Origin of the sequence: Nocardia caishijiensis NBRC 108228, from assembly GCF_001612825.1 — a bacterium.
Taxonomy (GTDB): Bacteria; Actinomycetota; Actinomycetes; order Mycobacteriales; family Mycobacteriaceae; genus Nocardia; species Nocardia caishijiensis.
Genome location: NZ_BDBE01000025.1, coordinates 525105 through 537649, shown reverse-complemented (window position 1 = coordinate 537649; position 12545 = coordinate 525105). Strand labels below are relative to the sequence as shown.

The following is a 12545-nucleotide window of genomic DNA, read 5'->3' as shown; positions in this document are numbered from 1 at the left end:
CGTCTCGACGTGCGGTACTCGGTGTCACCCGGTCGGCCCGCCTCGTCGGCCCGATCCTGCTGGCGGGTCGGCGCGTTCGCCCGGCGATGTTAGCAACCCGGCGGCGTTCGCGCCGTCGCTCGGATATCCCCGGTACCGCTGCGGCTCAGCGGAGTCCGAGCGAGGAGATCGCGACGGTGCGGCGCACCCGTGGGGGCAGCTCGGTGAACAGGGCCCGCATCGCGGCGAGGGTACCTGTCAGGTCGTCGTGGCCGGACAGGTACGAACGCTGCCGGGCCGGTGCGAGGGCGAAGAACGCCTCGAAGAAGACCGGTACCTCGCGCGGCGGGAGGGCCAGCAACGCCCGCAGTCCCGCGCGACGCAGGGCCGCGACCGCACGGGCGCGCGGCGTCCACAGTGAGGCCCCGTCGACGACGGTGTCGGCGGCGGCCAGGGACGCGGCGACGCTGTATCCGGTGGCGGGGTGGATCAGGCCGCCCGCGGCGCCGAACCGGCCGCCGCCGGGCTGTCCGCCCTCCACGGGGAAACGCACGCGCTCAACGGGTTCCGTGCCTCCGATCGCGATTCCCCGCTGCCCGAGCCGGTGCTCCAACCGGGTGCGCAACACCTCGGGTGTCAGGGCCGGGCGCCCCACGAGACAGGTCTCCTCGTACAGCATCCGACCCGGCCCCACCGGCACCGTGTACAGGAACGACCGGGGTTCATCGGGTCCGGCGCCGTTGTCGAGCCGCCAGTCCATGAACACGCAGGGCCCGTCCGCCTCGACCGTCACCCCGTAAGCCGTCTGCTCGGCCCGCCCTCGCGCGCGCCCGACGCCCCGCGCGTCGATCACGCGACCTTCGAATGTCCGCCCACCCGCGGTTCGCACCATCCCGCGGCGCGCGTCGAGGTGGGTGACCCGATCAGCGCACACCGTGACCCCCGTCAGCGCGAGCGCCTGCCGCAACCGCGCGGTGTCGAAGACCCGATAGTCGCGCCGCACCCGATGCTCCCCCACCGCCCACACCGTCGGCTCGACGCCGTCTCCGGCGAAGACCTCGTCGCCCACCCACTCCGGCACCTCGTCCGCCCACGCCGCGTACGTCGCCGTCCAGGTGCGCTCCGGGTGCGGATCGATCGCCACCACCGACATTCCCCGCCCGGCCGCCCGATGGGCCGCCGCCCGGCCCGCGGGCCCCAGTCCACAAATGATCAACTCAGCGCGCACGCGCACAATTGGATCAGACTCCCGACGAAACGCCGCCGGTCGTGTCCCGCATTGTCGTTGTCGCCGTTATCACCAGCACCGACCGTGGTGAACACGGAATCAAGTGCGCGCGCATCACGACGGAGCACCGGTTGTGCATCGCCTGCTCGCCCCGGAAGCACGGATCGATCATGATGGGGTCTATGAGGTCGATCTGGAAGGGCTCGATCGCTTTCGGGCTGGTCAATGTCCCGGTCAAGGTTTATACCGCGACCGAGGACCACGACATCCGGTTTCATCAGGTCCACGCCAAGGACGGGGGCCGGATCAAATACGACCGGGTCTGCCAGGTGTGTGGCAAATCGGTGCAGTATTCCGATATCGACAAGGCGTATGTTTCGCCCGACGGTGAACAGGTGGTGCTCACCGACGAGGACTTTGCCAAGCTGCCCGCCGCGGAGAAGCACGAGATCCCGGTACTGGAATTCGTGCCGTCGGATCAGATCGACCCGGTGCTGTTCGACAAGAGCTACTATCTCGAACCCGATTCCGCGACGCCGAAGGCATATCAACTGCTGGCCGCCACGCTCGAACGGATCGACAAGACAGCCCTCGTCCATTTCACACTGCGGCAGAAGACCCGATTGGCCGCGCTGCGCGTGCGCGACGGTGTACTCGTGCTGCAGACATTGTTGTGGCCCGACGAGGTGCGCGCGGTCGATTTCCCGTCGCTCGAGGACGCGCCGACCCCGCGCCCGCAGGAATTGAAGATGGCCGAAACCCTGGTCGAGTCGATGTCGGGTGATTTCGATCCGGGCGAATACACCGACGAATACCAGATCGAATTGCAGAAATTGCTGGACGAGGCGATCGCCAGCGGCACCGGCAAGGTCGAATCGACCGCCGCCGAACCGGCCGAGCAGCCCGATGCCGAGGTGGTGGATCTGGTCGCCGCCCTGCAGCGCAGCCTCGAGGCGAGCGGGCGCCGGGAGGGCGAGTCCGCCGCGCCGAAGAAGAAACCGGCGAAGAAAGCGGCGGCCAAGAAGGCGGCACCGCGCAAGTCGGCGAGCAAATCCACGGCGAGCAAGTCCACGGCCCGCAAGGGGGCCTAGGGCACACTGGCCCCATGGACCATGCGATCGCTGTCGTCCCCATGGGTCTCGGGCATCTGCGTCAGGTCCTCGACCTCGGGCATCAGGTTTTCGACACGACCACCAAGCCGTACACGTCCTGGTCGCTGACGGCCGTCGCCGAGCATCTGGACAGCCCCGACAACGCCTGCTGGGTGGCCCTGGATTCGGACCGGGTGGTCGGGTTCGTGCTCGGGTCGATGGAGTTCGAGCACCGTGACGACTGGGCGTATCTCGAGTGGATCGCCGTGGCGCCGGACATGCAGGGACACGGCATCGCCCGGCGGTTGGTCGACGTCTGCTCGGAGGCGTTGTTCGCACGCGGCGCCCAGCACATCGTCACCGACGTGGAGGAGCGAAACAGCGCCTCGGCGGCCTTGATGCGACGCAGCGGTTTCGTGCCCGCCGCCACCGTCACCCTGCTGGTCCGCACCAATCCGGAGACCCCAGCCGACGAGCCGCTGCCGCCGATCGCCAAGCACGATCTCGTTCGGCGTGGACGTCTCTCGCTGGACCACCCGCGCCGTTGACACGAGCGAGGGGCGCGAACCGTTCAGGTTCGCGCCCCTCGGTTCACTCGGTCAGACGTTGGCCGTGCAGGCAGACAGGATGACGCGCGCCGGGCGCGGCGAGGCCGAGCCAAGGTCGGGGAACGGCGGGGCGCTCAGCCCGAGCACGTCCACCGCCGACCGCTCGGCCGCGGCCAGCGAGTGATCCCACGACCAGCCGAAGCGGTAGTCCGCGCCCTGGGCGACGGCACCGCAGGCGTTGCGGAACGAGACGACCACCTGGCAGTCCCACACACCGCATTCGGCGAGCGCGGCGTGCTGGGCGTCGGCCCAGCTGCCGTAGTTCACCGCGGACGCGACCACGGCCTCGTCCGAGGACAGCGCCAGCGCGCCGTAGAGGTCACCGGCGGCGGCCTGGAAACCACCATCACGTGACACCGCGGTGTAGCCGGGTGCTTCGGCGATGGCCACACCGCTGGCACCGGCGGAGGCCGGACCCGCGGCGACCACCGTGAACGCGGCCACCGCAGACATGGCGGCCACACCGAGGGCGTACTTGCCCACAACAGACATCAGAATTCTCCCCATCGAAGTTCGGCCCCAGATCGGGACCACCCTCAATCATGAACGCCCACAAGCTCGCCGAGAAATACCTTTCCCGAATAGCTCTACCGGCCGAGTTCGTCGCGGGCCCGCATCACGGCGAATCCCAACAGATTCAGACCCCGCCACCGCCGGGGATCGACGGCCCGCTCGTCCTGTGCCGACAACCCGATCCCCCACACCCGATCCAGCGGACTCGCTTCCACGAGCACACCGCCCAGATCGCAAGACGCCTCCCGCGCTCAAACTAGACGGTCGTCCAACTCTTGGTGAGGGTTTGGCTCGAGACAATTCGAACCGTTGTCGGTGTGGGGTGGACGCGGCTTGGATGACCGAGTTCATCGAAGCGAGCAACTCGGGAGTACAAGTGAAATTCCGTAGGGTACTGGCGATCCCGGTCCTCGTCACCACCGCGGCCCTGACCCTCACGGCGTGCGGATCGGGTGAGGCGGAATCGGGCACCGTTGTCCGGATCGGCACCACCGACAAGGACAAGGCCTGGGATGTCTTCGAGCAGAAGGCGAAGGAGCAGGGCATCACGCTGAAGATCACCAACTTCTCCGACTACAAGCAGCCCAACGTGGCGCTGTCGCAGAAGCAGATCGACGTCAACCTGTTCCAGCATCTGCAGTTCCTCGGTCAGTACAACGTGGCGAGCTCGGACACGCTGACCCCGATCGGTTCGACCTACATCGTCCCGCTCGGGCTGTACTCGAAGAAGCACAAGGCGGTCGCCGACATCCCGCAGGGCGGTGAGATCGCGATCCCCAACGATCCGACCAACCAGGCGCGCGCCCTGTTCGTGCTGCAGGCCGCCGGATTGCTGAGACTGTCCGGCACCTCGGCCCAACCCACCCCGGCCGATATCGACAAGGGCGCGTCCAAGGTGCGGGTCACCCCGGTCGACGCCGCGCAGACCGCGCTCTCGCTGGCCTCCGTCGACGGTTCGGTGATCAACAACACCTTCCTCGAGCGTTCCGGCATCGACCCGCATTCGGCGCTCTACAAGGACGATCCGAAGAACCCGGCCGCCGAGCCCTACATCAACGTGATCGTCACCCGCGCCGAGGACAAGACCGACCCGACCTATCTGAAGCTGGTCGAGATCTGGAAGGACCCGGCCGTGGCCGCCGCGCACGCGGAGGTCACCAAGAACACCGCCGTCGCCGTCACCCGACCCGGCGCCGAGCTCGAACAGATCCTCGACCGGGTGCAGCAGGGCATCCGGACGAACAAGTGAGTTCCCCGGCCGCGGTCGAATTCCGTTCGGTCACCAAGGTGTTCGGCCGAGGCGCCGACGCGCACGTCGCGCTCGACGACATCGATCTGCGGATCGAACGCGGTGAGATCTTCGGCGTGATCGGCTATTCGGGCGCGGGCAAGTCCACCCTGGTGCGGTTGATCAACGCCCTGGAGAAGCCCACGTCGGGCACCGTCACGATCTCCGGCACCCCCATCACCGGGGTGCCGGAATCGGCCGTGCGCGCGCTGCGCCGCGATATCGGCATGGTGTTCCAGCAGTTCAACCTGTTCCGGTCGCGCACGGCCGCGGGCAATGTCGAGTATCCGCTGAAGGTGGCGGGGTGGAAGCGGGCCGCGCGCAAGGCACGGGTGGCCGAGCTGCTCGACTTCGTCGGGCTCGCCGACAAGGCCCGCGCCTATCCCGATCAGCTCTCCGGCGGGCAGAAGCAGCGCGTCGGCATCGCCAGGGCGCTGGCCACCTCGCCGTCGCTGCTGCTCGCCGACGAGGCCACCTCAGCGCTCGACCCGGAAACCACCGGTGAGGTGCTGCGGCTGCTGCGGAAGATCAATGCCGAACTCGGCGTGACCATCGTGGTGATCACCCACGAGATGGACGTGATCCGCGCGGTCGCCGACCGGGTCGCGGTGCTCGCCGAGGGACGGATCGTCGAATTGGCGCCCACCTTCGATGTTTTCGCGGCGCCGCGGGCGGCGTCGACCCGCTCCTTCGTGTCCACCGTCCTGCGCGACCGCCCCGATGCGCGCGAGCTGGAGCGGTTGCGGGACGTGCACGGCGGCAGGCTGGTCACCGTCGACATCGACGACCACCGAGGCATCGGCGCGGCGCTGGCCGCCGCGACCGCCGCCGAGGTGCGCTTCGAGATCGTCTACGGCGGTGTGAGCACCCTGCAGGACAAGACGTTCGGCAGCATCACCCTGGCCCTGCACGGACCGGGCGACGCGGTGGATCGCGTCGTCGCCGACCTGGAACGGAAGGGCTGAGATGGAGACCGACTGGACGAAACTGCGCCCGATCCTGTTCGAGTCCATCGGGACGACCGTCTACCTGGTCGGCGTGACGTTCGTGGTGGCGGGCCTGATCGGGCTGGTCCTCGGCACCGCGCTCTACACCACCCGCAAAGGCGGGCTGCTGGCCAACGCGCCGATCCATCTGGTGCTCAATGTGCTCGTCAATCTGGTCCGCCCGATTCCCTTCATCATCCTGCTCGCCGCGCTCGGCCCGGTCACCCTCGAGGTGGTCGGCACCACCATCGGTTCCGAGGCGGCGCTGTTCGTGATGATCGTTGCCGCCTCCTTCGGGATCGCCCGCATCGTCGAGCAGAACCTCGTCACGGTCGACCCCGGGGTGATCGAGGCGGCCCGCGCGGCGGGTGCGGGACCGCTGCGCATCGTCCTCACGCTGTTGATCCCGGAAGCCCTCGGGCCGCTGATCCTCGGCTACACCTTCGTGGTCATCTCGATCGTCGACATCTCCGCCATGGCGGGCACCGTCGGCGGCGGCGGACTGGGCGACTTCGCCATCGTCTACGGCTACCAGCAGTTCCAATGGGAGGTCACCCTCGTCGCCGTCCTGATCATCATCGCCGGGGTGCAGGCCGTGCAGTTCCTCGGCAACTGGCTGGCCCGGAAGGTGTTGCGCCGCTGAACCACCCACTCCGGGCCGACCCTAGGCCGAACGCGCCCCGCCGAGCCCCGGCACCGGGCAGACCTCGGCGTCCACCCGGGCCCGGCGGGCACCGCTGGTCCCCAATCCGACAGGTGCGCCGAAACCGGTCGCCTGCACCGGCTCGGCGGTCGCCTTCGGCCCGGTGTGGAAGCTGCGCGCGATCATCGCCGACCGCAACTGCCACAACCCCGAGGCCTGCGCCGGGTCGAGCCCGGTGAGCTGGGCGACGCGGCGCAGCCGGTAGTCGACGGTGTTGGTGTGGATGTGCAGCAGGCGGGCCGTGCGCTGGCGGTTCATGTTGTTGGCGATGTGCACGCGCAGCGTTTCGTACAGCTCGGGGTGCTTGTCCAGCGGCGCGAGCAGCTCACCGAGCCGCGCGCGGCCGGGCCCCGGCCGGGTGAGCTGGTATTCCAGTGCCAGATCACCGAAGCGGTACAGGCCGGGTTCGCAGTCGAGGCGCTCCACCATGTCGAGCAGTTCGTGGGCGCGCTGGGCCGCGTCGGGAATCTCGGCGGCCGGTGCGGACACGAGCGCCGCCGTCACGTCCACCCGGGCGGCCCGGGACAGGGCCTCGACCAGACCGTCGAGCTGATCGTCGGCGAGCAGGTCGGCCGGAATGAGCAGCGTGCCACCGTCCACCGACAGCAGCGACAGCGCCTGCTCCCCGCACCGGTGCGCCAGCGCGGCCTGCACCCGGCGCAACTTGCGCCGGGCGACCACCGAGGAGTTCAGGCGGGTGTCGTGCTCGTCCGGGTGCTCGGCGATCGAAAGGGCGAGCACCACATAGGATTCGGCCACCGAGATGCCGCACTCGCGGGCCATCGTGATGGTCGGCTGCCCGGCGAGCAGCGCCGAGGTCAGCGTGTGCACGGCCGTGTGGTGTTCACCGGCGATCTCCCGGTGCTCGCGAATGTAGGCGCGAGTCACGGTGGTGCACAGCACATCCGAGATCGCGATCAGCCGACGGAACTCGTCGGGCAGGCTCATCCCCGCGCACGCCGCGTCGAAACCGATCCGGAAACCCTCGTGCAACGCGTGCAGGATGGTGTCGATGGGCACGCCCTCGCGCGCCCATCCGGAGGCCGCGACCGCGAGCCGGTGCAGCTTGGCCTCCTCGTCACGCCCGTCGAGCAGTCCGGCGCAGATCTCGAGGCACATTCTGGTCACCGAGGTGACCTCGCCCGAGATCGCGTCGCCGGGCAACGTTCGACAGGTCGCCACGTTGTTCACGAAATGGGTGACCAGCGTGGATGTCAGCCCCCTGTCCAATGGGATCGTCATCGTCGACTCCTCCTTCTACACACCGTGTCGGTGCTGCTTCCCCGGAGCGAACCGAACGTGATGGCCGACACCGAGGTCTTCTTCGTGACATGACTGTAGGGTGAGTAACCGCTCACCTTCTACTCCTCTTTCCCGCGAGGTACTCCGATGCCCCCACAAGCCGACAAGCAGCGCAAACGTCCGAAGCAGGACCGAGCACGAGAGACGCGGGCACGCATTCTGGAGGTATCCGCTCACCTTTTCGGCACCCGAGGGATCGGCAACACCTCGACCAACCGGATCGCGAACGAGGCGGGTATCAGCATCGGCACGCTGTACCGGTATTTCAACGACCGCGACGAGATCGTGAAAGAGCTGACCGACAGCCTGTTCCTGCAGGTGGAAGAGCGATACAGCAAGTTCCTCACCGTCGCCGCCGACAAGACACCGCGCGATTCGGTGGCCGAGGTGATCCGCACCGCCGTGGAGATTCTCGTCGCCAACGGGCCCTTGGTCCGCGCGCTGGTCGCCGATCTGCAGTTCTACGGCAGCGGCATCCCCGAGTTCGAGCCTCGGCTGCGCATGATCATCAAGCTGTACCTGATCCATCTGCTCGGCCCGACCAAGAGCATCGATATCGACACGATGGCGTTCGTGGTGCTCAACGCCGGATTCGCCACGGCGCTACGGTCGGTGGAGATGGAGGACGAGGGCCTGGACCGCGACGTGGTGATCGACCAGACCGCCGACATGATCGGCGCCTGGATCGCCTCGGCGCTGGATTCGGAACTGGCCCGGTGACACGAAAGGCCCGGACCCCCTGGGGATCCGGGCCGGAATCGGGCGACGATCAGCGCGCGTTGGCGGTGCAGATCGCGTCGACGACGTGGGCGCCGCTGAGGTTCGCCGAACCGGTGTTGGCCAGCATGGCGGTGGGGGTCAGCTCGGTCAGGCTCTCGTAGGCCGTGCGCTCGGCGTCGGCCCGGGTGGGACCCGATGCCCAGGCGAGGCCGTCGTTGCTCTGGACCAGGACGCCACAGCCGTTGGCCCAGGTCATGACCTCGTTGCAGTCGGCGAGGTGGCAGTCGGCGATCGCCGCGGCGATGGCGGCCTCGGCGCTGCCCTCGTTCACGCTGATGCCGTAGATGGCCTCGTTGTCGCTCAACGCGACCGACGCCCACTGGTCACCCGCGGCGCTCGCCGAACCGGCACCGAGCACCGACCCGGCCGCAAGGCCGAGTGCCGCGACGGCGAAGCAGGCCTTCCTCATGAAACTCATTCGAATGTTCTCCTCTGGAAACTGTTCCGGAAGTCCGGAACCTTCCAGATCATCATCGAAAGATCGGCAATAGCCAACTCCAGGGGTGAAGGTCATATCGACGACCACGGCGAATGACGCACGGACGTGGAAGGGCCCGGATCTCCTCGGAGATCCGGGCCCGATCGCTACGGCATTCAGCTCGCGTTGGTGGTGCAGACCGTTTCGATCACGGTGCCGCCCGCCATCTGCGACGAGCCGAGGTTGACCAGCAGGTTCTGCGGGGTGCCCTCGGTCAGCGCCAGGTACGCCTCGCGCTCGGCCTCGGCGCGGTTCGCGCCCTTGCCCCAGGCGATGTACTGCTCGTTCTCCACCAGTGCCAGGCAGCCGTTCACCCACGCGACCTCGATCGCGCAGCCGTCCGCGCCGCACTGCTCCAACGCGGCGGCCTCGGCCTCGGCGCGGGAGGGGTAGTCGACGGAGCGACCGTAGTTCGACCAGTCCGCGTCCACGGCCATCGCGCCCCACTGGTCGAGCGGCACCGCGTTCGCCGACCCGGCACCGAACACCGACCCGGCCGCGAGACCGAGCGCCACAACGGCGAGACCGGCCTTACCCTTGAAACTCATTCGAAAGTTCTCCTCTGAAACTGTTCCGGATGCCCGGAACGCTCCAGATGACCACGAATCGACGTGTCGAACCACTGTGCGGCAAAGGATCACATCGAGCCGCACAGTGGCATAACTGAAAAACCTGGTCAGACAGTGAAACCGAGGGCGCGCAGCTGTTCGCGGCCGTCGTCGGTGATCTTGTCGGGGCCCCACGGGGGCATCCAGACCCAGTTGATCTTCAGGTCCTCGACCAGGCCGCTGCGCACCAGGGCGTTGCGGGACTGGTCCTCGATCACGTCGGTCAGCGGGCAGGCCGCCGAGGTGAGCGTCATGTCGAGGGTGCAGATGTTGGCGTCGTCGACGGACATGCCGTAGACGAGGCCGAGGTCGACGACATTGATCCCGAGTTCGGGGTCGACCACGTCGCGCATGGCCTCTTCCAGATCGGCGATGTGCTGGATCTGTTCGGGCGTCAACTCCGCTTCGGGAGCGGGCGCGGCGGTTTCGGTCGTGGCTTCCTCAGCCTTGGTCTCACTCATCACGCTTCCCCATTTCCCATGGCGGGCTTGGCATCTTCGGCCGTGGCGATCTGCACGACGGCGTCCTTGAACGCCATCCATCCCAGCAGTGCGCACTTCACGCGCGCCGGGTACTTGGCGACGCCCGCGAGTGCGATGCCGTCGCCGATCATGTCCTCGTCGCCCTCGACGGTGCCGCGACTGGAGATCATCTCGCTGTAGGAGTCGACGACCTTCAGCGCCTGCTGTACCGGCAGCCCGATCACCTGATCGGTGAGGATCGAGGTGGCGGCCTGGCTGATCGAGCAGCCCTGACCGTCGTAGGAGACGTCGGCGACCTCGCCCGCGTCGTCGAGGTGCACGCGCAGGGTCACCTCGTCACCGCAGGTCGGGTTCACGTGGTGCACTTCGGCGCCGAACGGCTCCCGCAGACCGCGGTGGTGCGGGTGCTTGTAGTGGTCCAGGATCACTTCCTGGTACATCTGCTCCATGCGCATGTCTTATGCAACTCCGAAGAAGGTCTGAGCCTTCCGCACGGCCTGCACCAGTGCGTCGACCTCGTCGAGGGTGTTGTAGGCGGCGAAGGACGCCCGCGCGGTCGCCGCGACGCCGAAGCGGCGGTGCAGCGGCCAGGCGCAGTGGTGTCCGACCCGGATGGCGACACCCTGATCGTCGAGGATCTGGCCCACGTCGTGGGCGTGGATCCCGTCGACCACGAACGCCACCGCGCCACCGCGGTCCACGTTCTCGGTGGGGCCGATGATCCGCACGCCCTCGATGCCGCGCAGACCCTCGAGCGCGGCGCCGGTGAGTGCGTGCTCGTGGGCGGCGATCGCGTCCATGCCGAGGTCTTCCAGGTAGCGGACCGCGGCGGCCAGCCCGACGACCTGCGAGGTCATCGGCGTGCCCGCCTCGAAGCGCTGCGGCGGCGGCGCGTAGGTGGTCTGCTCCATGGTGACGGTCTCGATCATCGACCCGCCGGTGATGAACGGCGGGGTCTCCTCGAGCAGCGCCCGCCGCCCGTACAGCCCACCGACGCCCATCGGGCCGAACATCTTGTGCCCGGAGAACGCGGCGAAGTCCACGCCGAGCGCACGGAAGTCCACTGCCATGTGCGGCACCGACTGGCAGGCGTCGAGCACGACGAGCGCGCCGACTTCCTTTGCGCGGCGGACCAATTCGGCCACCGGCGCGACCGCACCGGTCACGTTCGACTGGTGGGTGAACGCGAGAACCTTTGTCGCGGGCGACAGTTCGAGCGAGTCCAGGTCGATGCGGCCGTCATCGGTGATGCCGTACCACTTGAGCGTGGCACCGGTGCGGCGCGCGAGCTCCTGCCACGGAACCAGGTTGGCGTGGTGCTCGAGCTCGGTGATGACGATCTCGTCGCCGGGGCCCACGTGGTGCGGGAACCGGTCGTCACCGAAGGCGTTGGCCACCAGGTTCAGCGACTCGGTCGCGTTCTTGGTGAACACGATCTCGCCCGCGTCGGCGCCGACGAAGCGCGCGATGGCGACTCGGGCGTCCTCGTAGGAGTCGGTCGCCTCCTCCGCCAGCTGGTGGGCACCGCGGTGCACCGCCGAGTTGCGGGTGAGCAGGAAGTCGCGCTCGGCGTCCAGCACCTGCAGCGGACGCTGCGCGGTCGCACCGGAATCCAGGTACACCAACGGTTTCCCGTCCCGGACCGTACGGTTCAGGATCGGGAAGTCGGCCCGGATCCGGGCGACGTCGAGGGCGGGCCCCGAGACGGACACAGCGGTCATGGTTGTCAGGCTCCAGCGGTCGCGGAGGTGAAGCGCACGTAGCCGTTCGCGTCGAGTTCCTCGGCCAGCTCGGAACCACCCTCGGCGACGATCTTGCCGTTGACGAACACGTGCACGAAGTCGGGCTTGATGTAGCGCAGGATGCGGGTGTAGTGCGTGATCAGCAGGACGCCGCCGTTCTCGCGCTCCTTGTAGCGGTTCACGCCCTCGGACACGATGCGCAGCGCATCGACGTCCAGGCCGGAGTCGGTCTCGTCGAGGATCGCGATCTTCGGCTTGAGCAGACCCAGCTGCAGGACCTCGTGGCGCTTCTTCTCGCCGCCGGAGAAGCCCTCGTTCACCGAGCGGTCGGCGAAGGCGGCGTCGATGTCGAGCTCGGCCATCGACTCCTTCACCTCCTTGACCCAGGTGCGCAGCTTCGGCGCCTCACCGCGCACGGCGGTGGCGGCGGTGCGCAGGAAGTTCGACATCGAGACGCCGGGGACCTCGACCGGGTACTGCATGGCCAGGAACAGGCCCGCGCGGGCGCGCTCGTCGACCGACATGTCCAGGACGTTCTCGCCGTCGAGGGTGATGGTGCCCTGGGTGACGGTGTACTTGGGGTGTCCGGCGATCACGTAGGACAGCGTGGACTTGCCCGAGCCGTTGGGGCCCATGATGGCGTGCGTCTCGCCCGACTTCACGGTCAGGTTCACGCCGTTGAGGATCTGCTTGGACTCACCCTCAGGGGTGGTGATCTCCGCGTGCAGGTCCTTGATCTCCAAGGTGGTCATCGAAT

General features: G+C 68.0%; 16 protein-coding genes. 6 read left to right on the top strand and 10 right to left on the bottom strand.

The features are described 5' to 3' along the window. Window positions 1-145: 145 nt before the first annotated feature. Entirely contained in the window at window positions 146-1207 is a 1062-nt protein-coding gene (locus NC7_RS09345; protein ID WP_236573336.1) for a lycopene cyclase family protein, read from the bottom strand. Between the two features lie 182 nt (window positions 1208-1389). Here NC7_RS09345 and ku point away from each other — a divergent pair, with 182 nt between their 5' ends. Together ku and NC7_RS09335 are read left to right on the top strand one after the other, a co-directional pair. Further along, window positions 1390-2298 carry a non-homologous end joining protein Ku gene (gene ku / locus NC7_RS09340; RefSeq protein ID WP_067981318.1) on the top strand — a complete coding sequence of 303 codons (909 nt, stop codon included), beginning with the start codon at window positions 1390-1392 and terminating at the stop codon, window positions 2296-2298. Between the two features lie 14 nt (window positions 2299-2312). Continuing rightward, window positions 2313-2846, top strand: a complete 534-nt coding sequence (locus NC7_RS09335) for a GNAT family N-acetyltransferase (protein WP_067981101.1) — start codon at window positions 2313-2315, stop codon at window positions 2844-2846. Window positions 2847-2897: 51 nt separating this feature from the next. Here the strand turns inward: NC7_RS09335 and NC7_RS09330 are convergent, their stop codons facing one another. After that, the gene (locus NC7_RS09330; protein WP_236573338.1) at window positions 2898-3398 is read right to left on the bottom strand and encodes a DUF4189 domain-containing protein; all 501 of its coding nucleotides are present in this window, start codon (window positions 3396-3398) and stop codon (window positions 2898-2900) included. A 95-nt stretch (window positions 3399-3493) separates the two neighbouring features. Then, the gene (locus NC7_RS28425) at window positions 3494-3634 is read right to left on the bottom strand and encodes an NADAR domain-containing protein (RefSeq protein ID WP_236573341.1); all 141 of its coding nucleotides are present in this window, start codon (window positions 3632-3634) and stop codon (window positions 3494-3496) included. A gap of 161 nt (window positions 3635-3795) precedes the next feature. Between NC7_RS28425 and NC7_RS09325 the strand changes: the two genes are divergently transcribed. The 3 genes from NC7_RS09325 to NC7_RS09315 are packed head-to-tail and all read left to right on the top strand — an operon-like array spanning window position 3796 to window position 6336. Further along, window positions 3796-4668, top strand: coding sequence for a MetQ/NlpA family ABC transporter substrate-binding protein (locus NC7_RS09325; protein ID WP_084458286.1), 873 nt, complete (start codon window positions 3796-3798; stop codon window positions 4666-4668). After that, complete coding sequence (locus NC7_RS09320) at window positions 4665-5672, top strand: methionine ABC transporter ATP-binding protein (protein WP_067981098.1); 1008 nt, start codon at window positions 4665-4667, stop codon at window positions 5670-5672. Before NC7_RS09325 ends, NC7_RS09320 begins: the two co-directional genes overlap by 4 nt. Window position 5673: 1 nt before the next feature. Next, on the top strand, window positions 5674-6336 hold the full coding sequence (locus tag NC7_RS09315; protein WP_067981097.1) for a methionine ABC transporter permease: 663 nt from the start codon (window positions 5674-5676) through the stop codon (window positions 6334-6336). A gap of 21 nt (window positions 6337-6357) precedes the next feature. On the opposite strand, the gene NC7_RS09310 is transcribed toward NC7_RS09315, so the two are convergent. Next, window positions 6358-7638 (bottom strand): PucR family transcriptional regulator, encoded by a 1281-nt coding sequence (locus tag NC7_RS09310; RefSeq protein WP_084458223.1) that lies wholly within the window; start codon window positions 7636-7638, stop codon window positions 6358-6360. A 147-nt stretch (window positions 7639-7785) separates the two neighbouring features. Between NC7_RS09310 and NC7_RS09305 the strand changes: the two genes are divergently transcribed. Continuing rightward, window positions 7786-8418, top strand: coding sequence for a TetR/AcrR family transcriptional regulator (locus NC7_RS09305; RefSeq protein ID WP_067981096.1), 633 nt, complete (start codon window positions 7786-7788; stop codon window positions 8416-8418). Window positions 8419-8467: 49 nt separating this feature from the next. Here the strand turns inward: NC7_RS09305 and NC7_RS09300 are convergent, their stop codons facing one another. From NC7_RS09300 to sufC, 6 genes are all read right to left on the bottom strand, one after another. Continuing rightward, complete coding sequence (locus NC7_RS09300; RefSeq protein WP_067981095.1) at window positions 8468-8896, bottom strand: DUF4189 domain-containing protein; 429 nt, start codon at window positions 8894-8896, stop codon at window positions 8468-8470. A gap of 176 nt (window positions 8897-9072) precedes the next feature. After that, entirely contained in the window at window positions 9073-9504 is a 432-nt protein-coding gene (locus NC7_RS09295; protein ID WP_067981094.1) for a DUF4189 domain-containing protein, read from the bottom strand. A 128-nt stretch (window positions 9505-9632) separates the two neighbouring features. Next, a complete protein-coding gene (locus NC7_RS09290) occupies window positions 9633-10025 on the bottom strand; it encodes a metal-sulfur cluster assembly factor (protein ID WP_067981317.1) in 393 nt (130 codons plus the stop codon). After that, the gene (sufU, locus tag NC7_RS09285) at window positions 10025-10501 is read right to left on the bottom strand and encodes a Fe-S cluster assembly sulfur transfer protein SufU (RefSeq protein WP_067981093.1); all 477 of its coding nucleotides are present in this window, start codon (window positions 10499-10501) and stop codon (window positions 10025-10027) included. The genes NC7_RS09290 and sufU overlap by 1 nt, the downstream gene beginning before the upstream one ends. A 3-nt stretch (window positions 10502-10504) precedes the next feature. Beyond that, entirely contained in the window at window positions 10505-11767 is a 1263-nt protein-coding gene (locus NC7_RS09280; RefSeq protein WP_157101903.1) for a cysteine desulfurase, read from the bottom strand. Window positions 11768-11772: 5 nt separating this feature from the next. Then, complete coding sequence (gene sufC / locus NC7_RS09275) at window positions 11773-12540, bottom strand: Fe-S cluster assembly ATPase SufC (RefSeq protein WP_067981092.1); 768 nt, start codon at window positions 12538-12540, stop codon at window positions 11773-11775. Window positions 12541-12545 lie beyond the last annotated feature (5 nt).

Excerpts from the sequence above, each read along its gene's own strand:
- NC7_RS09305 (WP_067981096.1), top strand. The coding sequence starts at position 7,786 with ATGCCCCCACAAGCCGACAAGCAGCGCAAACGTCCGAAGCAGGACCGA.
- sufU (WP_067981093.1), bottom strand. The coding sequence starts at position 10,501 with ATGCGCATGGAGCAGATGTACCAGGAAGTGATCCTGGACCACTACAAG.
- NC7_RS09290 (WP_067981317.1), bottom strand. The coding sequence starts at position 10,025 with ATGAGTGAGACCAAGGCTGAGGAAGCCACGACCGAAACCGCCGCGCCC.
- sufC (WP_067981092.1), bottom strand. The coding sequence starts at position 12,540 with ATGACCACCTTGGAGATCAAGGACCTGCACGCGGAGATCACCACCCCT.
- NC7_RS09300 (WP_067981095.1), bottom strand. The coding sequence starts at position 8,896 with ATGAGTTTCATGAGGAAGGCCTGCTTCGCCGTCGCGGCACTCGGCCTT.
- ku (WP_067981318.1), top strand. The coding sequence starts at position 1,390 with ATGAGGTCGATCTGGAAGGGCTCGATCGCTTTCGGGCTGGTCAATGTC.
- NC7_RS09315 (WP_067981097.1), top strand. The coding sequence starts at position 5,674 with ATGGAGACCGACTGGACGAAACTGCGCCCGATCCTGTTCGAGTCCATC.
- NC7_RS09310 (WP_084458223.1), bottom strand. The coding sequence starts at position 7,638 with ATGACGATCCCATTGGACAGGGGGCTGACATCCACGCTGGTCACCCAT.
- NC7_RS09335 (WP_067981101.1), top strand. The coding sequence starts at position 2,313 with ATGGACCATGCGATCGCTGTCGTCCCCATGGGTCTCGGGCATCTGCGT.
- NC7_RS09280 (WP_157101903.1), bottom strand. The coding sequence starts at position 11,767 with ATGACCGCTGTGTCCGTCTCGGGGCCCGCCCTCGACGTCGCCCGGATC.
- NC7_RS09330 (WP_236573338.1), bottom strand. The coding sequence starts at position 3,398 with ATGTCTGTTGTGGGCAAGTACGCCCTCGGTGTGGCCGCCATGTCTGCG.
- NC7_RS09295 (WP_067981094.1), bottom strand. The coding sequence starts at position 9,504 with ATGAGTTTCAAGGGTAAGGCCGGTCTCGCCGTTGTGGCGCTCGGTCTC.